Genomic DNA, 22000 nt, shown 5'->3' with positions numbered 1-22000 from the left:
CGCGGAACGCTCCGTGTGGCCACATCTGCATGCTTGGTGACGTCGCGTCAGCAGGCCGGGCGCTGGGTGTGGGCCGGGTCGAGGGCGTTGAGGGTGAGGGTGGTGGCCGTGGGGTCGTAGCTGATGTCGACGTGGTCGGTGCGGTCGGCGGGGCAGTAGTCCTGGACCGTGAGGTTGCTGACGTTCGGGGCTGCGGCGAGGTAGGCCGAGGTGTAGGGGGTGATGACCTCGTCGTGGCGGCTGGTGATGACCGTGTACGTGACGTCGGGGTGGGTCTCGCCGCCCGCGTTCAGGTCGTTGAGGAAGTCCGAGCCGGTGACCTGCTGGCGGCATGCCGGGCAGGAGGACTCCATCATGGCGTCACCGCCGGGGAAGAGGTGGGCGAGGAGGCCGAGGCCCCAGAGCGACGTGCCGTGGTTGGTCGGGGTCAGGGCGATGAGCTTGGCCACCTTGGTCGAGCCGCCGAGATTCTTGAAGTAGTAGCGCGGCAGCAGGCCGCCCTGGGAGTGGCCCACCAGGTCGACCTTCGCGGCACCGGTCGCGGCCCGGACCCGATCGACGAAGGACGCGAGTTGGCGTGCGGAGGTGGGGATGTCGCCGGTGGCCATCAGCGGTCCGGTCGAGTCTCGGCCGTAGTTGAGGGCGTAGACGCAGTAGCCGGCATCCTTGAGCCGGGGCGCCAGACCGGCCCAGTTGGCGTAGCGGTTCTCGAACGTACCGTGGACCAGTACGACGGGACGCGGATGGCCGGCGGTGGGACGGCAGTTCCCGTCGTTCGCCCCGGTCGGAACGGCCGTGGGGTGGAGCGCGGAGTACGCGAGGGCCGGCAGGAAACCGTCCTGGCGCGGGCCGACCGGATCGTCTGCCGCAACGCTCGGGGCGGAGCTGCCCGCGGACGGCGTGGCCTGGGTCGGGGCGGCGCCGGCGAGACCGAGGCAGGTGGCGGCGGCGAGCCCGGTCAGGGCCGCGGTCAGCAGCCGCAGTCGGGGAGCGGGCCGGGATCTGAAGGTGCGCATGGGGATCTCCTCTGCCGTGCTCTGGAGGGGGGTGCGGCGGAGGTCCCGTGCGCCAAGTGCCTTGGATCGAGGCAGGGTTGGTCAACCCTCGGTCCCGTCCTTTGCCCCTGTGGTTCTTTGTCGCAAGGGCGAGACACGGAAGCTACCGCCGCGTAACGTCGGATCCACACTGGCGCCGTGCGCGGAAGCCCTACCAGGCAGAACGGGCGCGGAGCGGAGAAGATGTCATCCGCGTGACATGTTTCCTCGGCTCCGCCTCACCGGGTGCAGCCCGTGCCCGGAAGCCCGTGCCCCGCCCCCGTGTGTCCCCGTCCCCACCCCAATCCCCGCCCCCGTCCCCTCCCATCTCCCGCCGCCCGAGACGGAGTTACTGCGATGGCGTCATCGGCCGAGACGTTCCGGCGTGAGCCCTGGCACGAGCTGCCCGTGGCGCTGGCCGCACTGATCCGCCCGCGGATCGACGCCATCGTCGCCGACATGGTCGAGGCGATCCGCGAGGAGGTGTCCGCGTACCGCCGCCCGCTCGACTCCGCCGTCGGACGCGATCTCCTCGACTCGATCCGTCGCGCCCTGCGGCAGTTCGCGGAGCTGACCGAGCATCCCGACAGCCCGCAGGACCACCACATCCGCCACTTCCGGCACCTGGGCCGCATCGAATTCCTCAACGGCCGTACGACGGACGGGCTCCAGGCCGCATTCCGTGTCGGCGCGCGGGTGGGCAGCCGACGGTACGCCGAGCTCGTACAAGAGGCGTCGCTGCCGCCCCAGATCGTCGTACCGCTGCACGAAGCGGTACTGATCCACATCAACGCCCTGTCCAACGAGGCGGTGCGGGGTTTCCTCGCGGCGCAGCTGCGCTCGGAGGACGAGCTGAAGCGGGCCCGCCGCACCCTGGTGGAGCGGCTGTTGGAGCAGCCCCGAGGGGGAGGGCCGGAGCAGGCACCGCTGGGGCCGCTGGCGTCCCGCGCCCGCTGGCCGCTGCCGCGGACGGTCGCCTGCGTCGTGGTCCGGTCGGCGGGCCGGTTCACCGTACCGGGCGCCGACGCCGAGCTGCTCACCGTCCACCGGGGCAGCGACGCGGTGCTGGTCGTTCCCGAGCCGGGGACCGGCGGACTGGTCGACCGGGTGCGCACCGCCGCCCGGGGCCGCGTCGCCGCCGTGGGTCCGGCCGTCGCCGTGCACGAGGCCTGGCTCTCGCTGCAGTGCGCCCGTCTCGCCCTCGACCACCGTGCCGAACGGGCGCCGGGCGCCGAGCCGGACGGCGGGGTGTTCCTGCACGCCGACGAGGAACTGGCGGACCTCCATCTGCTCCGGAGTGCGCACATCGGGCTGCTGCTCGGCCGGCGGGTGCTGGGCGCGTTCGCGGACCTGCCGCGGGGCCGGGCCGTGCGGCTCGCCGAAACGCTGGACGCCCTGCTGATGTCCTGGGGGCGTACCGCACCCGAGGTGGCAAAGGCCCTGGGCATTCACCCGCAGACGGCCCGCAAACGGCTGCGCCGGCTCGACGAGCTCTTCGGCGACCGGCTCGGCGACCCGCACTTCCGGTTCGAGGCCCAACTCGCCCTGCGCACCTATGCGTTGCGGCGGAACGCCATCTCGCCCACGACCCCCGATGCTCCCGACCGCGGAAGGTGACCATGTACGCGATATCCCTCGGTGACGACGGTGCCGAGCTGTGCCCGCTGGAGCCGTGGCAGGCCGGCGAGTTCCTGGCCCACATCGACCGGGGCCGGGAGTTCATCGGGCAGCACAACGGGCTCCCCGACATCGTGACGGACCTGGCGTCGAGCCGGGCGTTCCTCCAGGGGTACGCCGAGAAGGCCGCCGCCGACACCGGGCGGATCCACGGCATCCGGACCGACGGCACGCTGGTCGGCGCGGTCATCCTGCGGACGATGGACATCGCGCAGGGCAACGCCGAGGCGGGCTGCTGGCTGGAACCGTCCGCGGTCGGCAAGGGGCTGGCGACCCGGGCCGCGCGGGTCCTCATCGACTGGACCGTCGAGGAGCGCGGCATCCACCGGGTGGAGTGGTGGGTCTCGTCGACGAACGCGCCCAGCATCGCCGTGGCCCGGCGCCTGGGCATGACGCGGGACGGCGTACTGCGCGAGAGCTACCTCTACCGGGGGCAGCGGCACGACGAGGAGATCTGGTCGGTGCTGGCGTCGGAGTGGCGGGCGGGGAAGGGCGCCGGCGCGTGGTCGAGCCGGGTGCGCTGACCCCGGGCCGGCCGGGGGGGAGGGGTTTGCCGCTTCCCTAGAGCGGCACGGTGTCGGCGTAGATCACCTGGGTCCCGAGCGGGCCGAAGAGCTCGCTCACGGCGAAGTCCGAACCGGAGACCGCGCTTTCGGTCACCAGCAGCCGCAGGGGGCCCGGGGGCAGCGGTGAGGGCAGGGAGAACTCGCCGGAATAGGTCTGGTCGGGGCGGGAGGTGTCCTCCGGGTCGAGCAGGATCTCGGTGTCGTCGAGCTTTCGCCAGGCGACCGCGTCGTCCGGGATCTCCGGGTCCCGCTGCCACAGGGACACACGCACCTCGGGGCTGACGCCTCCGCCGAGGGTGAAGTCGCTGAGGTAGTTCGGCCCGGAGAGCCGCACGGTCAGCGGGTCCGTTCCCTCGACGGTCAGCACCCGGTCGGGCAGGGTCCGCAGCACGGGCGTGTGCACGATCGGGGACAGGTGCTCGCCCTCCAGGGAGTCCGGCTGGAAGCGGGCGAGGGCCAGCCGGACGAACGGGAGGTAGGCGTCGCCCAGGTCGACGTCCAGATCGCAGACCCAGCGGCCGCTCTTCTCGGCGAACTGCGGGCGGAAGCCCACCGCCGTGACCGTGAAGCCCGGGAAGAAGGCGTCCGGGTCCGGCAGCACCAGGCCGGACCTGACCTGTTCGGCGCCGGGGAAGTGGGCCGGCGTGGGCAGCGTGACCGGCGCGGACCGGTGCGCGGGGTCGCGGCCCATCAGGGTGATGAAGGGGTACGCGCCCTCGCTCGGCTCCTCGCCCTCCTCCGGGACGAGCACCGCGAGCAGTTCGCCGCTGCCGGAGGTGAACCACGGCCGTGCGAGGTAGAGGCGCAGCCCGCCCCCGCGGCGGTGCCGGGCGAGGGTCCCGGGCAGGGCGCCGGACGTTTCGAAGGCCAGGGTGGGGAGGCAGTCGAGCACCTGGGGCGCGGCGGGTCTGCTGCTGCTCAGAACGGTGTGCGGCACCGGCTCGCCCCACTGTGCCAGCAGTTTCTGCTCCGGGTCGGCGGCGAACTCGGGCGGGAAGCAGTCGCCGAACGGTGTGGTGGCGATGGGCCGGTACGTCACCTGCCGGTGCTTGGTGTCGCCGAACTCCTGCATCTCCGGTGGGGGCGGGACGTTTCCCGGGTCGTTCGCCACCGCCGCGGCGGCACCGGTGCTGAAGAACAGCTGGTTCCCGTCGAGGCTGCTGGGAACGTCGTTGACGTCGACGCCCGGGCCGAACGGAACGGCCAGGGCCAGCGGCAGGCGGAAGACCGGGGCGGTGAGGTCCCGCGTCCGGGGCCCCGGCTCGGCGAGGTCGTCGATCTCCTCCGTCCAGTGCGCGACGAGGTCGATCCGCTCGGTGCTGGGCGCGTCCACTTCGAAGAACCCGGCCAGGTGTTCACCGGTGTCGCCGAGGCCGCGGCCGGTGATGTCGAACAGGGTCAGGGCCGGGGCGAGCAGCGGCCGCTGGACGGCGTGGGTGAGGGTCAGTTCGTGCCAGGGGGTGGTCATCCAGTGCCGGTTCGCCCGGGCGGCGCCCATCACCTTCTCGAACTGCTCGCCGTCACCGAGCGCCTCCCGGCACCAGTGGAGCATGCCCAGGATCTTCTCGTTGGCCACCGCCTTGGAGCAGACCCGCACGGTGCGGACCGCGGCCTTCGGCAGCGCGACGGTCAGGACCCGGGCCGCCGCGTCCAGTTGGGGCGGGCCGGTGCCCTCGACGAGGCGCAGCCGCAGGGACTTCGGCGTGGACCAGTCCGGTCCGGCCCAGGGCACCTCGAAGGGTTCCTGGTCCGGCACGCCGGGCAGACCGCGGAAGACCACGCCGAGCGACAGCGGATCGGGCAGGTACGGCAGCTCGATCTGCTCCCCGGTGTGCACGACGTAGCGCTGCGGCGGGCTGTCGTCCGGCGGGCCGTCCTCCGGCGAGCCGTCCGACGAAGGGCCGGGTCCCGGTCCGGGGAAGTCGACGAATGCGACGCCGTCCAGCGACGGGTCGTCCAGCTGACCGCTCTCCCGCACGGCCAGTTCGTACACCGCCCGGCGGGTCTCGGGGTCGGCGGAGCCGATCGCCGCGTCGAGCAGGCCGTGCCGCTCGACGGCCTCCAGCGAGGCCTTGGGGGCGACCAGGTGCCGTTCGTCGACCGCCCGGTACGGCGGATGCGTGCCGCCGGCGACCGGCGGCCGGGCGTTGAAGTCGTCCGCGTACTGCTGGGGGGACTGCTCGGCGGTGCTGCGGATCACCAGCCGGTGTGCCGAATCGCCCTCGGTGAACGGCGCACGCGGCAGCACGGTGGGCGCGGCCACGGCCTCGTAGCGGCGGAAGACCTCACCCCCGGCGGAGGGCAGGACCAGCACGTCCTGGTCCATGAGCCGCTCGGCCTCGTCCAGGGAGGGGCCGTTGCCCGCGAGGTCGACCGTGCGGATGCGCAGGCGGTAGGAGCGGCCGAACCGCAGCCGGGGCAGCGTCCCCGGCAAGGTCTCCGCCTCGATCTGCAGCGGCAGGGTCGTGGTGGCCCGGTTGGTGATGCGCCGCGGCCCGGGCGGTTCGTCGCCGTCCTCGCCGGCCGGGCCCTCGTCGACCAGTGCCAGGCCGGGGCGGGGCGCGGACAGTGCCCAGCCGTCCCAGCAGACGAGGTGCTCGTGGACGTGGAGCCGCTCGGCGGCCCCCTCCGGCCGGGTCATGCCGGGCTGGAAGAACCCTTCGTCCGTCACCGTGGCGATCGGCCCATCGCCGTCCCCGTCCGGCGGGTTGTAGTGGACGATGCGCTGATGGAGCGAGAACCACTGCTGCCGGCTCTCGTCGAAGACGTCGACCCGATGGCCGCGCACCAGGTCCTCGGCGGTCAGGACGGGGGAGCCGCCGTTGCCGAGGGCGTCCTGCTGCGCCGCGGCCCGCCGGAACCCGGACTGCAGGGCCTGGGCGCGCCCGCCCTGTACGACGGCGAGGCCGGCCGTCCGCAGGCTCGGCGGCGCCGAGTGTTCCGGCGTCCTCCCGTCCGGTGAGACGTCGTCCGGCACCGACGCGGCGGCGGATGCGGCGAGCAGCTTGAGGTTCACGCCGTCGATGTCGGCCTGCTCGATGGCGTACTCGGAATCGGGCAGCGCCAACAGGCCGCGGGCCGGCGGCCCCAGGGGGTCCCCGCCGGAGGCGGCGGCGCAGAAGTCCTCGCCGGGGACCAGCGCGTACCGCGTCGCCGGGGTCAGGTCCTGGGAGGCCGCGTCGGGCACCAGGGACGCGAACCGCGGGGCCATCGCCAGGCCCCGCTCCCCGCGGGCGGGCGTCAGCCGGCCGACCGGCAGGGTGAGGTCCACGACCAGGCCGAGCCGGCGCAGCAGCGCGGGGTGGTCGCCCAGGGCGGAGAGCATCTGGTGGAAGTCGATGGCCGGCGGCACCGGGCGGGGCGGGGGCTCGGGCGGCGGTTCGTCAAGGGGCCGGGGCCCGGCGAACGTGGCGAGCTGCTTCTCCTGCTGGTGGAAGGCGAGGAAGGCGTCCTGCGGGCCGAGTTCGGGCTCGGCCGGTCCGTCGGGCCGGTCGGCGGCGAGCTGGTCGGCGGCGGCGAGGGTGGCCGCGATCTCCTGCAGCCGGGTCGGCATGTCCTGGGCCGGGGCGAAGCCGGCGAATTGGCTCATACCGCTGGCGGTGGGGAGCTCCTCCGGCGAGCCGGCCGCGGCGGCGGCGAACGCCCCGCGCGTGGTGTCCGCGAGCCCCCTGGCCGGGTACGACACCTTGACCGGTTTGCGGAAGTCGTCGAACTCGAAGGGCGTCACGGGGGTGTGCGGCGGGAAGAGGCGCTGCCACAGTGCCGAGTCGGCGGCCGGGCCGGAAACCGTGAGCGGCCCGGCCTCGCCGTCGGACGCCGTGCCGTTCGCATCGGTGGTGACGACGAAGAAGCTCGCGGTGGCCAGCCGTGCGGGCCAGTCCTGGAAATCCGGGAAGTCGGCGAGGGTGACCTCGCGGTCGGCGCCCAGTCTGGGGGCCACGAAGAGCGAGAACCGGGCCTGGCTGCCGTCCGGGCTCAGCCCGGCCGGCAGCAGGACCCACTGGATGCGCTGGTCGATGGTCACGGTCCGCTCCCGCCCTTCCGCAGCTTCCGCCCGGCCGCCTCACGGGGCGAAGGCCAGGCAGTACCGGTCCCAGTCGGCCGGCTCGACGCAATCGGCGAAGCCGGGATCGGCGGGCGAACCGCCGAACCGGCGCTGGAGGCTGAGCGTGACGGACTTGGTGAAGAAGGCCACCCGCACACTGACGCAGAGACTCCCCGCACCGAACACCTCCGTGGTGTGCTTGTCGCTGTCCTTGACGTAGGTCAGCTGGAGATAGAACTCCACGGAGACGCTGACCACCCCGAGGACGGAGAGGTAGCCCCCGCAGCGCAGATAGCCGGTGAGCGTGACGGACTGTCCGGTGAGGGCGAAGTAGACCCCGCCCATGAGATGGACGCCGCCGCTGGCGACACCGAGGTCGAGGGAGGCGTTGCCGCCGAACTCCAGTGATTCTTCGACCAGTTCGACCCGGCGGGTGCTGACGATCATGGAGAAGAATCCGCCGCCGCCGAAGAGCGAGACGCTCAGGTTGAACGGCTGGTGCCGCTCGGAGACGGCGAAGCGGAACGAAACCGGCCGGTCGTCGAAGGGGACCGTCAGCTCCGCGGTGAGGGTGACGTTGCTCAGCGCGAAGACGCCGAGCTGAACGGCCGGAACGGCGAGCATGTAGCCCGCGCTGATGCCCGTCGGCGAGGGCCTCACAAAGGCGCCCGTGCCGAATCCGTCGACCGGCAGCAGGTCCTTGAGCGCGTTGACGAATTCCAGGGCGTCGACGAGACGGACCTTCAGGCCCTCGGCGGTCAGATCGGGACGGCTTCCCGGCCGCGTGGTGAAGGCGAGCCGCCCGATGTCGACCCGCACGATGCCTGCGAAGTCGAGCGCGAAAGCCTTGAGCTCGCCGTGCACCGTCGACTGCTGCAGCGCCCGGGGCGAGCAGACGGTGGTGGCCTCCATGGCCAGCGAGGCACCCCTGAGATCGAGGGAGAAGACGCCGGGGCTGATGTCCACCGGCTCGCGCCGCAGCCGGGGCTTCCAGAGATAGCGGACCTCCCGGCCCGCCGCCAACTCGCGGGCCCGCATGATCGGTACGGGCAGCAGCTGGTCGGCGCCGCCCTCCAGCCTGCGGCGGATCTCGTCGTCGGCCAGCCCGGCCAGCTCCCGGACGGCGGAGCCGTCGACCTGGTCGAGCAGGTCGAACAGGTTGATGACACCGAGCAGTTTCGCCGCGCCGAAGATCTCCCGGAGCTGGTCCGTGCTCAGCCCGGAGGCGGCCGCCCGGGCGTCGGCGAAGGCGGCCGGGAGCAGGCCCGCCCGCGCGGTGACCGCCCGGACCGCGGAGTCCGGACTCGCGACACCGCCGCCCTTGCCCGCACCGAAGCGCACCGGCACCTCTTCGGCCAGGGAGAGGAAGGCGCCGGTCGCCTGCCCGGCCATGCCGTCGTTCAGATAGGCGTCGTGCAGGGCGACCTCGGACTCGGTGGCGAGCCCGGTCAGCTGCTCCACGGCGGGGACCCGTACCTGCGCCGTCTGCAGGATCGGCAGGGCGCCCAGCGGATGGCCCGGCGCATGCGACATGACCAGCTTGACCGAGCTCACCGGAAGCGCGGTGGTCCCGGGCGCACCGTCGGGCGGCCGGGCCAGGGCCGCCGTCCGGCCGTTCAGCGCGATCGTCCGGCGGTCCTCGAACAGCGGGTCGTTGTAGTCAAAGATCCGCAGGCTGCCCACCGCCCGCGCGTCGACGAACAGCAGCGGCATCGTGAAGCTGAGGGCCCGGCCTTCGCTGTCGGTCCCGACGACCGTGAACCGGTAGGGCTCCTCGCTGCCTTCCAGGGTCACCCAGAACTGCTCCTCACCGTCGTCGACGACCGGCGGCGTGGTCGTGTCGAGGATGCGCAGCGACCGGAACGGCATCTCCCGTCCCCCGTGCGGAAACCCCACGTCCCCGTAGAACACCTCGGGCTCGCTGACGCTGATCCGCGTCTCCTGCTGCAGATAGGCAACGGAGGTGCCGTCACCCGGGTCCGAGAACTTGCGCTCACTGGTACGGATCAGCAGGGCCCGGTGCCCGGTGCTGAGGTAACCGCGCTGGGCGACCTGCACCACCTGGTCGCGGCCCAGTTCGGCGACGTGGTGATAGGACGCCAGATTCGTCCCCGGCACCGGCTCCCAGGCACCGGCCATCCGCACGGACGCACCGAGCGGGGTGAGGACGAACCGCTCGGCGTGCAGCGGTCTGCGCACCGGGACACCGTCCGGACCGACCAGGTCCACGTCATGGGTGAAGGCGACGAGATCCGTGCGGTTGTCGTCGGTGAGCGGGAGATCGGTGCGCGGCGGCCGGTCGCCCGGCGCCGCGAAGGCCCGCAGCAGTGCGTCGCCGCCGTTCTCCCCGTGCAGCTCGGCGTGGAACAGCTCGCACCGGCCGTCGAGCGTCACGGCCTGACGCGGCGTCGCCCACTCGACGGCCCCCTCGTGCCCGAGCAGCACCCGGGTGGGGAACTCGATGGCCGTGCGCGGCACACCGCCGAAGACGTTGACGGTGGACGGGTCGGGAGGGTCGTCGGGCACGGTCGTGGACCGCAGGTGGTTCCAGTCCAGGAGGGCCGCGGCGGAGAGTTCGACGGAGTCCTCACCGTCGGGGAGCCGGAACACCAGCGTCGTGCCGCCGGACACGAACGAGGGCACGGTCTCGGGGAAGTTGCCCGGCGCCGCGTGCACCACGTTCTCGCTGATGTGCTGTGCCGGCAGGCTGAACATCAGCAGCGCCTCCGCGGACGGATCCTCCCGTACCAAGTGGGTCCCGTCCCGCCGGAGATTGCTCACCTCGACCCGGAGCTGCAGCAGGTCCTCGACCCGCAGCAGGGAGAAGGGTTCGGCGGTCATGCGAGCCGCCTTCCGAATGACGTCGGAGCGTGCCTGCGGAAGCCTCGTGGGCAGGGACGTCACACCGCGCACGAAGGCGCTTCCGTCCTCTTCAGTGTCGCGAACGGGTGACCGGCACGCATCTTTTGCCGGCGCACGGCGCAGCGCGTCCAAGAGGCGGACCGGCGGGGCGACCTCCCTTCATCGCCCGCCGGTCCGTGACCCGGCAGGTCACTTGGTCAGCACGTTCGCGGCGATGATGAACAGCCCGAGCAGCGCGTCCACGCACCCGACCCGGCACGACGCCGGCCAACTCCGCCCCGCCGCCCGGGCGCTCCACAGGCCCCAGCCGAACAGCGCCACCGTATTGATCGTCAGGGCCACGTCGATCGCGCCCTCCTCGCCCCACCACTCCAGGTAGGAGCCGAACAGCGCGGCGACCGTCGGCAGCGCCGCGACCACCAGCGGCCACTCGGTGAGCATCGACCGGACCGCGCTCGTGGTGACCGGGGCCGCGTCGGCCGTGCGGTGGGCGATGGCGTGCGCGTAGCCGTGGGCCGCGGCCGACGCGATGCAGGCCACCAGCACCCACGCCGCGTCGTAGCCGGGGTCCAGGGGCCCGTGCTCGCCCCCGAGGGCGGCCGCCAGCGCACTGGCGAGGACCGATCCGTAGACCCCGCCGAACAGGAACCGCTGCAACGGCTCCCCGCGGCGGGCAGGAGGGCTGGCCCGACTGACCTTGTCGCTCAACTTGCCACCTCGCGGGACGGACGGGGACGGTACTGCCACGGTCCCAAGAGATGGGCCCGCATGCCACGCGGGCCGATCGGCACGGACACCGCCGGAGTACGGGCGGCCGCCGGAAAACCCGCTTGGGCGACGCGGCGGTCGGCTAGAAAAGGGACCGTGAACCAGTCATCCAACGACTTGAGCGGGAACGTCACCGGGCCGGTCGTGCAGGCGGGCCACGTAGGGCAGTTGCACCTCGCCCACCCGGCGCCCACCGCGCTGGCGGGACTGCCACCGGCGCCGCCGGAGTTCACCGGCCGTGAGGAGGCGCTGCGCACCCTGACCGCCGCACTGCGCCCCGGCCCCGGCTCCCCGACGGCGACGGACCCCACCCCGGACGTCGCGGCCACCCCGCAGACCGCGGCCACGCCGCTCGCCGTGTCCACGCTCGTCGGCACCGCCGGCGTCGGCAAGACCGCACTCGCCCTGCGCGCCGCGCACGACGCCGTGGCGGCGGGCTGGTTCCCCGGCGGCGTGCTCTTCATCAACCTCCAGGGCTACGACGAGAACCGCTACGTCCGGCCGGACCTCGCGGTCTCCGTCTTCCTGAGCGCACTCGGCGTCCCCGACGAACTCTTCCCGCCCTCCTTCGAGGGCCGGCTGTCGCTGTACCGCTCCCAGCTGGCCGAACGCGCCGCCCGGCACGGCGCCGCGCTCGTCGTGCTCGACAACGCCTCCTCGACGGACCAGGTAGGCCCGCTGCTGCCCGGCTCCCCGGCCCACCGGGTCGTGGTCACCAGCCGCCGCACCCTCGGGGACCTCCCCGGCTCCCGGATCCTCGACCTCGGCGTCCTGGCACCGGCCGAGGCCGCCGCCCTGATCAGCCGCACGCTCCGCATGCGCCGCCCCGACGACACCCGCGCCCTGGACGAACCCGACGCCGTACGCGACCTCACCGCACTGTGCGGCCACCTTCCCCTGGCGCTCGCCGTCGTCGCCTCGATACTGGCCGGCGACCCGGAGCAGTCGGTCGGCGAACTCACCGCGGCCCTGCGCGACCGCGCCACCCGCCTGGAGGAGCTCTCCTACGGTGACCGCCATTCGGTGACCGCCGCCTTCGACCTGTCGTACGCCCGGCTCACCGCCGAGGAGGCCCGGATGTTCCGGCTGCTGTCGCTCAATCCGGGCCAGCAGGTGAGCGTGGAGGCGGCCGCCGCGCTCGCCGGGGAGCCCGTCCCCCGGGCCAGGAAGCTGCTGCGGGCGCTCCGCGACGTCCACATGGTCGAGCCCGGCAAACCCCGCGGCTGGATCCGCTTCCACGACCTGCTGCGGCTGTTCGCCGAGCGGCGCCGCCACGAGGAGGAGGACGCGGCGGGCGTCGAGGCCGCCGTCGACCGGCTGCTGGCCCACTACCGCGATGCCGCCCGGGACGCCACCGAGCGCATCGTGGCGGCGGCCCGCGCGCGCGGGCGGGACGACGCCGCGGAGGACTGGCTCGACACCGAGCGCCTGAACCTGCGGTCGGCCCTCCATCTGGCGCAGCGGCACGGCCGGCCCGCCGTGGTGCTGCCGCTGGCGCACGACGTCAGCTGGTTCCTGCGCCGTCAGCAGGACTGGGACGCCGGCCTGGAGGTGTGCGACATGGCCGTGGAGTTCGCCGGCACCGTCGCCGACCGCGCCCAGCAGGCCCTGGCCCTGTACGACAAGGGCGACTTCCTCAAACACAAGCAGGACTTCGACCAGGCCCTGCCCCTGTTCGCCGAGGCACTCGACCGCTACCGCGCGCTCGGCGACCGTACCGGCGAGGCCCGTACGCTGCACAGCATGGGCACGGTCGCCCGTCGCCTCGGCCGGTACGCGGAAGCGGAAGGCCATTACGCCGCCGCGCTACCGCTCTTCCGGGCGCTCGACGACCACCAGGCCACCGCCCACACCCTCTTCAACCTGGCGTTCACGGCCCGCCTGCAGGGCAGCCACGCGGCGGCCCACGACCACTACCGGTCGGCACTCGACCGCTACCACCGGCTCGGCCACACGGTCGGGCGGGCCCGCACCCTGCAGCACCTCGGCCACCTCGCCGCGGCCGCCAACCGGCCGGCCGAGGCCCGCAGTTACTGGGAACGGGCCCGCACGGCGTACGAGGAGGCCGAACTGCCGCTGGCCGCGGAGGAGGTCACGGAGCTGCTGGACGGGCTGACGGCGTGAGCGGGGCCGGCGGTGAACGGTGTGAGGCGGGCGGGGTGACGGTGTGCGGCCGGCCCCCGCGGCCGCGGGCAAGGGGGCGGCGGGTCACCATGTGGGCCCCGCGCCAGGCCACGGTCCGCGCCCGGCCCCCGACGACCGGTAACGGCCCGCACCGTAGTGCCGGCGGACGCACCGTACCGCCAGCGGACGCGCCCCGCGTCCCGCGGGCGCATCATGGGCCCAGGGATGGTTCCGTTCCCGGTGGGAGTGGCGATGCGACTTTCTTTCCTCGAACCGCTCTACAAGGAGGCCGGCCCGTTCGCCTCGGTGTACCTCGACACCTCGCGCGACAGTGCCATTGAGGACCCGGATTCCGCCATCGCGCTGCGCTGGCGGCATCTGCGCGACGACCTGCTCGCCGAGGGGGCGGACCCGCAGTCCATCGCCGCCGTGGCGGGCACCGTCGGGGACGACGTCCGGGTGCCCGGCCGGCACGGGCAGGCCCTGTTCACCGCGCACGGGAAGCTCGTCCTCCAGGACGAACTGCCCCGCCCGCCGGCACAGGACACCGCCCATTTCGGCGCCCTGCCCGACACCCTGCCGCTGATCGCCCAGCACGCCCCCGAGATCGCCTATCTGGCGGTACGTGTCCACTACACGGGCCGCCACTCCACCGACGCCGAGGGCACCGTCCGCATCGACACCGAGTCCGGGACCTGGCCCCTGACCAAGGTGACGCCGGGGGACCGGCTCCACATGGAGGTCCCGGTGGCCGAATGGCAGCACCTCGCCGAACGGCTCGGCCGGCAGCTGGAGACGCAGGCCCGCCGCCGCGGCGCCGAGACGCTGGTGCTCGCCGGCGACACCTGGGCCCGCGGCATCCTGGCCCGCCGGCTCCCCACCCATCTGCGCAGCCGGCTCGCCACCGCCGAAGGAGGCGGCCAGCCGGAAGCGGGACGGGCGCTGCTGGAGGGCCAGCTCGACCGCCTCTTCAGCGGACGCATGGCCGCCCACGACCGCACCCTCCTGGAGACCTTCATGGCCCGCCGGGCCCACGACGGCGCCTGTGCCGAGGGGCTCGCGGCCACGGTCGCGGCACTGCAGCGCGGCCAGGTCAGCGCGCTCTTCCTCAACAACCACCCGGAGTCGCCGTTGCGCCTGTGGGTGGGCCCGGAGCCCGGCCAGCTCGCCCTCACGGAGAGCGACCTGCGGGTCTACGGCGTGACGACCGTACGCGAGGAGCGCGCCGACGCCGCGCTCACGCGCGCCCTGGTGGGCACCGGCGCGGAGCTCGTCCTCGTCCCCGAGGAGCAGCTGAGGCTGCGCGAAGGCGTCGGCGTGCTGCTGCGCTACGCCGATGCCCTGCGCTACGGCGACGAGGCGCAGGCGGCCTGAGGCCCGGCCGGTCGGTCGCTGAGCACCGGCTTCCCGAAGAAGACGGCGTAGCCCGAGGGCAGCGGGCCGAGGACCTGGTTCAGCTCCCCGCCGGACACGGCCTCCGCCACGGTGGAGAGCACGGCACAGGCGTCCCCCTCGGCCGTCCGGGCCCGGGCGCCGGTGCCTTCGGCCACCCGGCGCAGGAATTCCTCCCGGCCGTAGCTCCCGGTCCGCCCGTCGGGCCGCAACGTCTCTTGGCCGTCCGGCATGTTCTGGGGCGTCGTGGCGTCGGGGCGTCTTCCTGGCACGCGTTCCCGATGTGGCTCGGGGATATCGCACACGGTCCCGGCGATTCCGTGCCACCGTAGGTGTGGGATGCAGCCGGGCCCACCACTCCGTAAGCTCGAAGCAGAAGTGGGGAGCCGTCATGACCACACCGCGGGACCTGCTGATCGTGGCCCTGGGCGAGGCGTCGCCCCCCGAGCAGGGCGACCTGTCGCTCGCGCTCGCGGGAGCCGAGCTGATCGACCTGCTGCGGGCACAGGCCGCCGCGCTGGACGGCGAGCGCATCATCCCCGGTTACCGGCCGGCCGTGACTGATCGCCTCCTGGACGAGGCGGCGGGAGCGCTCGTCCAGCAGCAGCCGTACGAGTCGGTCGAGGACTGGCTGTGGCGCAGGGGCAGCGGCCTGTTCACGACGTATCTGTCCGCCCTCGAAGCGGACGGCGAGCTCACCCGCGAACGGCGTGGCCACTGGCGGCCGTTCCGGACCGGTGAGTTGGTGCTGACCGAGTCCCCCGCGCGCCGCGCGGCGGCGGACCGCTGGGCGGCGGACGAACCCGTCCTCGCCGCCCTCGCGGAAACCCTCGGGATCGGCGAGGAACCGGCCGGAGAGCCCCGGACCGGCGGTCTCCGGGACGACGGGCCCCCGGCGGACGAGTCGGTGGAGACGGTGCTCGCCGCCGTCCATGACGCGCTGAGCGAGCTGGGGTACCAGCGACAGCGGCGCGCCATCGACAAGGCCGCGTTCGACAACGTCTGGCGGGGCGGCGACGGGTGACGCCCGGGCGGGCCGGCTCAGCCGAGCGTGCGCCCGAACAGTTCCAGCAGGTTGCGCCAATGCCGGTCGTCCGCCGCGCCGTTGTAGGCGGCGGTGTCGGTCTGGGTGTAGCCGTGCCGGGCGGCTTCGTACACCTCGCTGCGGTAGCGCACGCCCGCGGCGTCCAAGGCCCGTTCCAGGGCCTTGATTCCCTCGGCCGGCATCGACGGATCCTGATCGGCGTGCCCGAAGTACGCCTCCGCGGTGAGGCGGTCGACGAGCCGGTGCGGGCTGTCCTCGGCGTCCGTGGCCAGACGGCCGGCGTGGAAGGAGGCCACCGCCGCGATGCGGTCGGGGTGGGCCGCGGCGGTGCGGAGCGCGAGGACGCCGCCCATGCAGTAACCGGTGGTGCCCACCGGGCCGTCGGTGACCAGCGGCGAGGCGGCCAGCCAGTCGAGGTACGCACCGGCGTCCCGCACGGCCCGCTCCGGGGTGAGCTGATGGAGGAGCGGCAGGAGCTGCTCGAAGATCTCCGGCCGCTCGGCGGCGCCGATGAAGTCGGGGAGTTCCACCACAGGCGCCCGCCCGGCCCGGTACAGGACGTTGGGCACCAGCACCGTGTAGCCGTGGCCGGCCAGGCGCCCGGCCATCGCCTCCAGCGAGGGGCGCAGCCCGTAGGCGTCCATGTACAGCAGGACCCCGGGATGCGCACGGCCGTTGTCGGGGTGGGCGAGCCAGGCGTCCACGACGCCGTCCCGCGTGGGAATGTCCAGGGCCGTACCGTGCACGGTGCTCATATCCGTACCTTTCCTCGGGTTTCGTACAGCGTCGGGCAGCCCCCGATCCACTCCGCGGCACAACACGGCACAACACGGCACAACACCGTGTCGCGACACCGGCCGGCGTCATAAACCATCGCCATAAGCCGCCCTTTAGGAAATGCAAAGCAGTGTTATGAGGGGAAATCAGGTCGTATGCGCAACGCCAGGCTGTGCCTGGTGGGGCTTTCGGGAACCGCCGGACGGGTGACACCGCGGCCCTTCAACCATCCCCCCCGTGGTCATGGCGATAAGTCGACCCGTAGTCGTACGTCCATGCGGAGTTGAGATGTCAGAACGGCGCCCAATTCCGGCCGGAGACCGGCGACCGGTCGGTTGCGGGTATGCGACGCCCGCCCGGACGATCTCCCTGTTCCCGCATGTCGACCGGCCGAATGCCGGCCGTCCGGCATGCCTGTGTGCGAGGAGGGGTCCCGTGACCGACCAGTTGAGCCTCAGCCCGGATGCCGCACGGCAGCTCGCGACAACCACCAAGACCACCCCGCAGATGCGCGGCATCACGCCGCGCTACCTGCTGCGCGCCCTGCCCTGGGTGGACGTCGAAGCGGGTGTGTTCCGCGTCAACCGGCGCCGTACCTACGTCCTCGGCGATGACCGCATCAGCACGCACAACGACGGCGGTTCGCCCCGGGTCATCCCGGGCGACCTGCGGGAACTGCCGTACCTCCGGGAGGCCGACGACGCCCTGCTGACCGAATTGGCCGGCGCCTTCACGGAAGTGCCCTTCGAGGCCGGGCAGATGCTGGCCCAGGACGGTGAGGCGCACGACCAGCTGTGGGTGATCGCCCAGGGCCGCGCCGAGAAGCGGGTGAGCGGCCGCTACGGCGAGGACGCGGTGCTCGAAGTGATCGGCGACGGCCAGTTCTTCGACCTCGACGCCTGGACCCGCGGCGAGCCCATGCCGTACCGCGTCAGGGCGCTCACCCCCGGTGTGGCCCTGTGCCTCGACCGCAGCGCGCTCGCCGGACTCTGCGACCGCGACGCGACGGTGCGCGGCGCGCTGGACGCCTACCTCTCGACGGACGGAGTGCTGCCCGGCGCCGAGGTGCCGGTCGACCTCAGCTCCGGCCACGTCGGCGAACCCGACCTCCCGGGCACCTTCGTCGACTACGAGGACACGCCCCGCGAGTACCACATGACCCTCGCGCAGACCGTCCTCCGCGTCCACACCAGGGTCTCCGACCTCTACAACGGGCCCATCGACCAGATCCGCGCCCAGTCCAACCTCACCGTGCACGCCCTGCGCGAGCGGCAGGAGGCCTCGCTGCTCAACCACCCGGAATTCGGGCTCTTCAACAACGTGGCGCCCGGTCAGCGGGTGCAGGCCCGCACCGGCTCACCGACCCCCGACGACCTGGACGAGCTGCTGACCCGGGTCTGGAAGCAGCCCGGCTACTTCCTCGCCCACCCCAGGGCCATCGCCGCGTTCGCCCGGGAATGTACGCGCCGGGGTGTGCCCCCGGTCATCGACACCAGCTTCGGCAGCCCGCTGCTGACCTGGCGCGGTGTGCCGCTGCTGCCGTCCGACAAGGTGCGGTTCTCCGGTGGCGCGGGCATCGGCACGACCGAGATCCTGCTGATGCGGGTGGGCGAGGCCGAACAGGGCGTGGTGGGCCTGCGCCCCGCCAAGATCGAGGACGAGGTGGAACCCGGCCTGTCGATGCGGAACATGGGCGTCGACCAGAAGGGCATCACGTCGTACCTGATGACGGCGTACTTCAACACCGCGGTACTGGTGGAGGACGCACTCGCCGTCCTCCAGAACGTCGAGGTCGCCAACTACCATGACTACTCCTGACGCCCTCCGGGGCGCCTGGCCGAGCGCCCCGGCCGCGACCACGCCACCCGTCACGGCACCGGCCGCGCCACCGATCACGGCAGGGGTCGCCGCGCCCGTTGCGACGCCGGACGCGACGGCCGTCACGGCGCCGCTCGCGGACCCGGTCGCGGGTTCGGGGACGGCTCCGGTTACGGGCCCGGGGGCGGACTGGGGGACGGCTCCCGCCACGGCTTCCGTGCCGGCTTCGGTGCCGACGTCCGTCCCGCATCCCGTCACCGGTCTCGTCACGGACCCCGTCACGGACCCCGTCGGCGCGCAGGCCCCCGCCGCTGCCCCGGCCCCGCCGTCCACCACCGTCCTCCCCGGCCAACCGGCCGGGTTTTCCCCGGAGTTGGCCCGGCGGGACATCCCGATCCTGCACCGGACGGTGAACGGGCACCCCCTCGTGTGGCTGGACAACGGAGCCACCACCCAGAAGCCGCGCCAGGTGATCGAGGCGCTGGCCGGCTTCTACGGGTCCGCCAACTCCAACATCCACCGCGGCGCGCACACCATGGCCCGGGAGGCCACCGAGGTGTACGAGGCGGGCCGGGCGGCGGTGGCCCAGTTCCTGGGCGCGCCGTCCCCGGACGACATCGTCTTCGTACGCGGCACCACCGAGGCGGTCAACCTCGTCGCCCAGAGCTGGGGACGGGCCAACCTCGGCCCCGGGGACGACATCCTGGTCTCCACACTGGAGCACCACTCGAACATCGTTCCTTGGCAGCTGATCGCCAAGGAGACCCGGGCCCGGGTGGTCCCCGTACCGCTGCAACCGGACGGGCAGGTCGACCTCGACGCGTACGCCGATCTGCTCTCCATGCGCACCCAGCTCGTCGCGATCAGCCAGGTCTCGAACGTGCTCGGCACCGTCGTCCCGGTACGCGAGATGACGGCGCTGGCGCACCGCTACGGCGCGAAGGTGCTGGTGGACGGCGCGCAGGCGGTGGCGCACTTCCCGGTCGACGTAACGGACCTGGACGCCGACTTCTACGCGTTCTCGGGCCACAAGCTGTTCGCCCCCACGGGCATCGGCGCCCTGTACGCGAAGCCGGACGTCCTGGAGAAGATGGCGCCGTGGCAGGGCGGCGGCAACATGATCGAGTCCGTCGACTTCACCCGCACCACCTACGCCCCGGTGCCGCACCGTATGGAGGCCGGCACCGGGCACATCTCCGGAGTGGTGGGTCTGCTGTCCGCGCTGAACTGGCTGACCTCCTTCGACCGGAACGCCATCGCCGCCTATGAGACGGCGCTGACGGCCCACGCCCAACAGGCGCTGTCCACGGTTCCCGGACTGGAACTGCTGGGTTCCGCGCCCGGCCGGGTCGGCGTACTGACCTTCACCCTCGCCGGCCAGGACCCGTCACAGATCGCCGACTGGCTGGACCGGGACGGCATCGCCATCCGCGCCGGCCACCACTGCGCCCAACCCGCCCTGGCCCACTACGGGTTGACGAGCGCGGCGCGTGCCTCGCTGGCGCTCTACAACACCCCGGAGGAGGTGGACAAGCTCATGGCCTCGCTGCAACAACTGCAACTGCAGCAGGGCGCTTGACGGACCGACCGCGGGCGGCCGGCTCGCCCGCCGCCGCCTCGCCCCGTCCCGCCGTCGCCGTCCGGATCACGGTCGGCGACGGCGGGACGCCGTGGTCAAGGCATGCGTCGTCCATGCGACGACGCGCTCCTGCGGCCGGCTCCCCCGGCATTCAGCGGGGAATTTCGGGTATGGGTCCGGTCGATGGCTACCCGATGCCTGCCTACGTATCGGATGCCTGCCTGAGCAGGAGGTGACGGCGATGCCGGGACCGCAGCCCGATCACTACGCCGTGCTCGGTGTCCAGCCCTCCGCATCCGCGCGCCAGATCACCACGGCCTACCGCCGCCTGGTCCGCAGCCTGCACCCGGACACCGGCCCCGCCCGGCCGGCAGCGGAACAGGAACTCGCAGAGGTGCTCACGGCCTACCGCGTCCTTCACGACCCGCGGAGCCGGGCCCGTTACGACGCGGACCGCGCCCTCGCTGAGCGTGACCGCCGCTACGCCCAGCGGCCGGCTCCCCGCGCTGGACCGGGCCGCTCGGCCCCCGCCCGGACCCGCCGCCCACGGCCGTCGGGCGACGAAGCCGACACCGTGATCGTGCTGCGCTTCGGCCCGGTGCGCATCGAACTGCTCGGCGTCCGTCACGCCGAGGACGATGCGCCGGCGACCGACGGGCTCGAATCCCTGGAGTGGCTCCTGCGCCCGCTGTGGCAGCGAGGCCGCCAGGGGCGGTAGTGGGGACGGGCGTGGCGCGCCCTCACTCCGGCACCGGAACCTGCCCCTCCGGGTACTTCCTGACCCACGTCGCGCCGCACTCGGCGCAAGAGGAGTACTCGATCAGCTCGCCGTCTTCGGTGACGCCCAGGCTCTGTATCAGGCGGACGTGTACATGTGCACCCATCGGGGTTCCTTTCCGCTGTACGGCAGAAATTCCGCAGCAAGGCAAAGAACGCGAAATGCCGAACATCCTGGACATAGGGCCCGCCAGGGTGTCAACGAAGTGATCGCACTCTGAGACGAGTCGGACGCCCGTCCGTGACGTTCGGTGAGCGACCGCCCCTCGGCGAAAGCCGACCAACGCCCGCCGTGCCGCGCACCTCGACCGCCCCGACCTCCGGTAACCCGGCTGCCCCCGCCGTGTCCTGGCCCAAGCGCGTCTCGTTGACCGAACGACCGCCAACTACAGTCGGTAACCACTTCGGGAGGCACCTGTGCGCGTGCGCAAGACGACCCTGACCCTCGCGGCCACCGCCGCGGCCCTGGCGGGACTGGCGGGGGCCGGGCCCGCCGCCGCGGGCGACACCGGCACCCGGCTCCCGGTCGCCGAGACCGCCGACACCGTGCAGGGCATGGGATCGGCGGTGGCGCACCGGCTCGGCCTCGCCGTCACCCATCCGAGCCCGGACCGCCGGGCGCGGTAGACGCACGCGGTTTCCGAACCCGGTATCCGAACCCGGCAGCCGAACCCGGCAGCCGAACGAACGGCCTACGGCCTTCAGTCCTGACCGACCGCGGCGTCCGCTACCGCGGCATGCCGGAACCGGCACCGTTGATGTCGAGCCGCGCCGCCACGGCCGATGTCCACCGCCCACTCGTGCGAGCGGGCGTCCCCAGGGCGCATGAATTACGGGCCGCTGCCGGGGGGGTTGGTGGTGAAGGGCGGGGGTCAGGAGGGTGCGGCGTCGGTGGTGCTCAGCTTTTCGGAGCGTCGTGGTGTGAGGCCGGGGCCCCGGTGCGGAGGCCGTCCATGACCAGGTCGAGGAGGCGGCCGGCGCGGGACTGCCAGTCGCTGTGCGGGTCGATCTGCCAGAGACCGGCGATGGCGAGGGAGAAGTCGTCGGGGGTCATGCCGGGGCGGATGGTGCCGGCCTCTTCGTTGGCCTTCAACAGCAGGGCGACGGCGGACGTCACCGGGCCGTGCCCGGAGGCGGCCAGGCTGCCGTGCGCGGTCGCCTTGCGGAGCGCGTCGGCCAGACCGGCCTTGGCCATGGCGTACTGGGCCAGGCGGTCCATCCATTCCCGCAGCGCCTGGTCGGGGGAGCGGCTGTCGAGCAGCTGGGCCGCGGTGTCGGCGACCTGCTGGACCTCGTAGCGGTAGACCTCAAGGACGAGCGACTCGCGGTTGGGGAAGTTGCGGTAGAACGTCGCCTGTCCGACGCCGGCCTTCTTCGCGATCGCGCTCAGCGGGGCGTCGGCCGCGCGCGTCAGTTCCTCCAGGGCGACTTCCAGGATGCGCTCGCGATTCCGTTGCGCGTCCGAGCGCAGTGGAGCGTCCTTCTTCTCCTGCACTCGTCCTCCTTTCGGGAATCACTGCCGGATCGGCCTTGCTA

General features: G+C 72.9%; 16 protein-coding genes and 1 pseudogene. 9 read left to right on the top strand and 8 right to left on the bottom strand.

Annotated features, from left to right (window positions below; all coding sequences use genetic code 11):
* Positions 1 to 47: 47 nt before the first annotated feature.
* Positions 48 to 1016 carry an alpha/beta fold hydrolase gene (locus tag AB0E02_RS12815; RefSeq protein WP_362138216.1) on the bottom strand — a complete coding sequence of 323 codons (969 nt, stop codon included), beginning with the start codon at positions 1014 to 1016 and terminating at the stop codon, positions 48 to 50.
* A 375-nt stretch (positions 1017 to 1391) separates the two neighbouring features.
* Between AB0E02_RS12815 and AB0E02_RS12810 the strand changes: the two genes are divergently transcribed.
* Together AB0E02_RS12810 and AB0E02_RS12805 are read left to right on the top strand one after the other, a co-directional pair.
* On the top strand, positions 1392 to 2651 hold the full coding sequence (locus tag AB0E02_RS12810) for a helix-turn-helix domain-containing protein (protein WP_362138214.1): 1260 nt from the start codon (positions 1392 to 1394) through the stop codon (positions 2649 to 2651).
* Positions 2652 to 2653: 2 nt separating this feature from the next.
* Positions 2654 to 3235: a GNAT family protein gene (locus AB0E02_RS12805; RefSeq protein WP_362138212.1), complete on the top strand. Its 582-nt coding sequence runs from the start codon at positions 2654 to 2656 to the stop codon at positions 3233 to 3235.
* A gap of 37 nt (positions 3236 to 3272) precedes the next feature.
* Here the strand turns inward: AB0E02_RS12805 and AB0E02_RS12800 are convergent, their stop codons facing one another.
* The 3 genes from AB0E02_RS12800 to AB0E02_RS12790 all read right to left on the bottom strand — a co-directional run bounded on the left by AB0E02_RS12800 (position 3273) and on the right by AB0E02_RS12790 (position 10892).
* Positions 3273 to 7301 carry a hypothetical protein gene (locus tag AB0E02_RS12800; protein ID WP_362138210.1) on the bottom strand — a complete coding sequence of 1343 codons (4029 nt, stop codon included), beginning with the start codon at positions 7299 to 7301 and terminating at the stop codon, positions 3273 to 3275.
* 39 nt (positions 7302 to 7340) lie between these two features.
* Positions 7341 to 10163: a hypothetical protein gene (locus AB0E02_RS12795; RefSeq protein ID WP_362138207.1), complete on the bottom strand. Its 2823-nt coding sequence runs from the start codon at positions 10161 to 10163 to the stop codon at positions 7341 to 7343.
* A gap of 210 nt (positions 10164 to 10373) precedes the next feature.
* Positions 10374 to 10892 carry a hypothetical protein gene (locus AB0E02_RS12790; protein ID WP_362138205.1) on the bottom strand — a complete coding sequence of 173 codons (519 nt, stop codon included), beginning with the start codon at positions 10890 to 10892 and terminating at the stop codon, positions 10374 to 10376.
* 156 nt (positions 10893 to 11048) lie between these two features.
* On the opposite strand from AB0E02_RS12790, the gene AB0E02_RS12785 reads away from it, so the two are divergent.
* Positions 11049 to 13076: a tetratricopeptide repeat protein gene (locus tag AB0E02_RS12785; RefSeq protein ID WP_362138203.1), complete on the top strand. Its 2028-nt coding sequence runs from the start codon at positions 11049 to 11051 to the stop codon at positions 13074 to 13076.
* Positions 13077 to 13328: 252 nt separating this feature from the next.
* Entirely contained in the window at positions 13329 to 14450 is a 1122-nt protein-coding gene (locus AB0E02_RS12780; protein WP_362138201.1) for a hypothetical protein, read from the top strand.
* On the opposite strand, the pseudogene AB0E02_RS12775 reads toward AB0E02_RS12780, so the two are convergent.
* A pseudogene (locus AB0E02_RS12775) lies at positions 14423 to 14656 on the bottom strand (DUF2267 domain-containing protein); the annotation flags it as partial. The gene AB0E02_RS12780 and the pseudogene AB0E02_RS12775 overlap by 28 nt on opposite strands.
* 203 nt (positions 14657 to 14859) lie before the next feature.
* Here AB0E02_RS12775 and AB0E02_RS12770 point away from each other — a divergent pair.
* Positions 14860 to 15492 carry a GPP34 family phosphoprotein gene (locus AB0E02_RS12770; RefSeq protein WP_362138198.1) on the top strand — a complete coding sequence of 211 codons (633 nt, stop codon included), beginning with the start codon at positions 14860 to 14862 and terminating at the stop codon, positions 15490 to 15492.
* A 17-nt stretch (positions 15493 to 15509) separates the two neighbouring features.
* Here AB0E02_RS12770 and AB0E02_RS12765 read toward each other — a convergent pair whose 3' ends face one another.
* The gene (locus AB0E02_RS12765) at positions 15510 to 16268 is read right to left on the bottom strand and encodes a dienelactone hydrolase family protein (protein WP_362138196.1); all 759 of its coding nucleotides are present in this window, start codon (positions 16266 to 16268) and stop codon (positions 15510 to 15512) included.
* A gap of 457 nt (positions 16269 to 16725) precedes the next feature.
* Here AB0E02_RS12765 and AB0E02_RS12760 point away from each other — a divergent pair, with 457 nt between their 5' ends.
* The 3 genes from AB0E02_RS12760 to AB0E02_RS12750 all read left to right on the top strand — a co-directional run bounded on the left by AB0E02_RS12760 (position 16726) and on the right by AB0E02_RS12750 (position 20405).
* The gene (locus AB0E02_RS12760; RefSeq protein ID WP_362138194.1) at positions 16726 to 18108 is read left to right on the top strand and encodes a family 2B encapsulin nanocompartment shell protein; all 1383 of its coding nucleotides are present in this window, start codon (positions 16726 to 16728) and stop codon (positions 18106 to 18108) included.
* Positions 18095 to 19687: a SufS family cysteine desulfurase gene (locus AB0E02_RS12755; RefSeq protein ID WP_362138192.1), complete on the top strand. Its 1593-nt coding sequence runs from the start codon at positions 18095 to 18097 to the stop codon at positions 19685 to 19687. The genes AB0E02_RS12760 and AB0E02_RS12755 overlap by 14 nt, the downstream gene beginning before the upstream one ends.
* A 241-nt stretch (positions 19688 to 19928) precedes the next feature.
* Entirely contained in the window at positions 19929 to 20405 is a 477-nt protein-coding gene (locus AB0E02_RS12750; RefSeq protein ID WP_362138190.1) for a J domain-containing protein, read from the top strand.
* A gap of 22 nt (positions 20406 to 20427) precedes the next feature.
* On the opposite strand, the gene AB0E02_RS12745 is transcribed toward AB0E02_RS12750, so the two are convergent.
* A complete protein-coding gene (locus AB0E02_RS12745) occupies positions 20428 to 20571 on the bottom strand; it encodes a hypothetical protein (protein WP_199812497.1) in 144 nt (47 codons plus the stop codon).
* 316 nt (positions 20572 to 20887) lie between these two features.
* Between AB0E02_RS12745 and AB0E02_RS12740 the strand changes: the two genes are divergently transcribed.
* Positions 20888 to 21091, top strand: a complete 204-nt coding sequence (locus tag AB0E02_RS12740) for a hypothetical protein (protein ID WP_362138188.1) — start codon at positions 20888 to 20890, stop codon at positions 21089 to 21091.
* A 271-nt stretch (positions 21092 to 21362) separates the two neighbouring features.
* On the opposite strand, the gene AB0E02_RS12735 is transcribed toward AB0E02_RS12740, so the two are convergent.
* A complete protein-coding gene (locus AB0E02_RS12735; RefSeq protein WP_362138186.1) occupies positions 21363 to 21959 on the bottom strand; it encodes a TetR/AcrR family transcriptional regulator in 597 nt (198 codons plus the stop codon).
* Between the last annotated feature and the right edge of the window lie 41 nt (positions 21960 to 22000).

Origin of the sequence: Streptomyces sp. NPDC048196 (assembly GCF_040652715.1) — a bacterium.
GTDB classification, from domain to species: Bacteria; Actinomycetota; Actinomycetes; order Streptomycetales; family Streptomycetaceae; genus Streptomyces; species Streptomyces siderophoricus.
The sequence above is the reverse complement of the archived record's forward strand: the minus strand, read 5'-3'. Positions and strand labels throughout refer to the sequence as shown.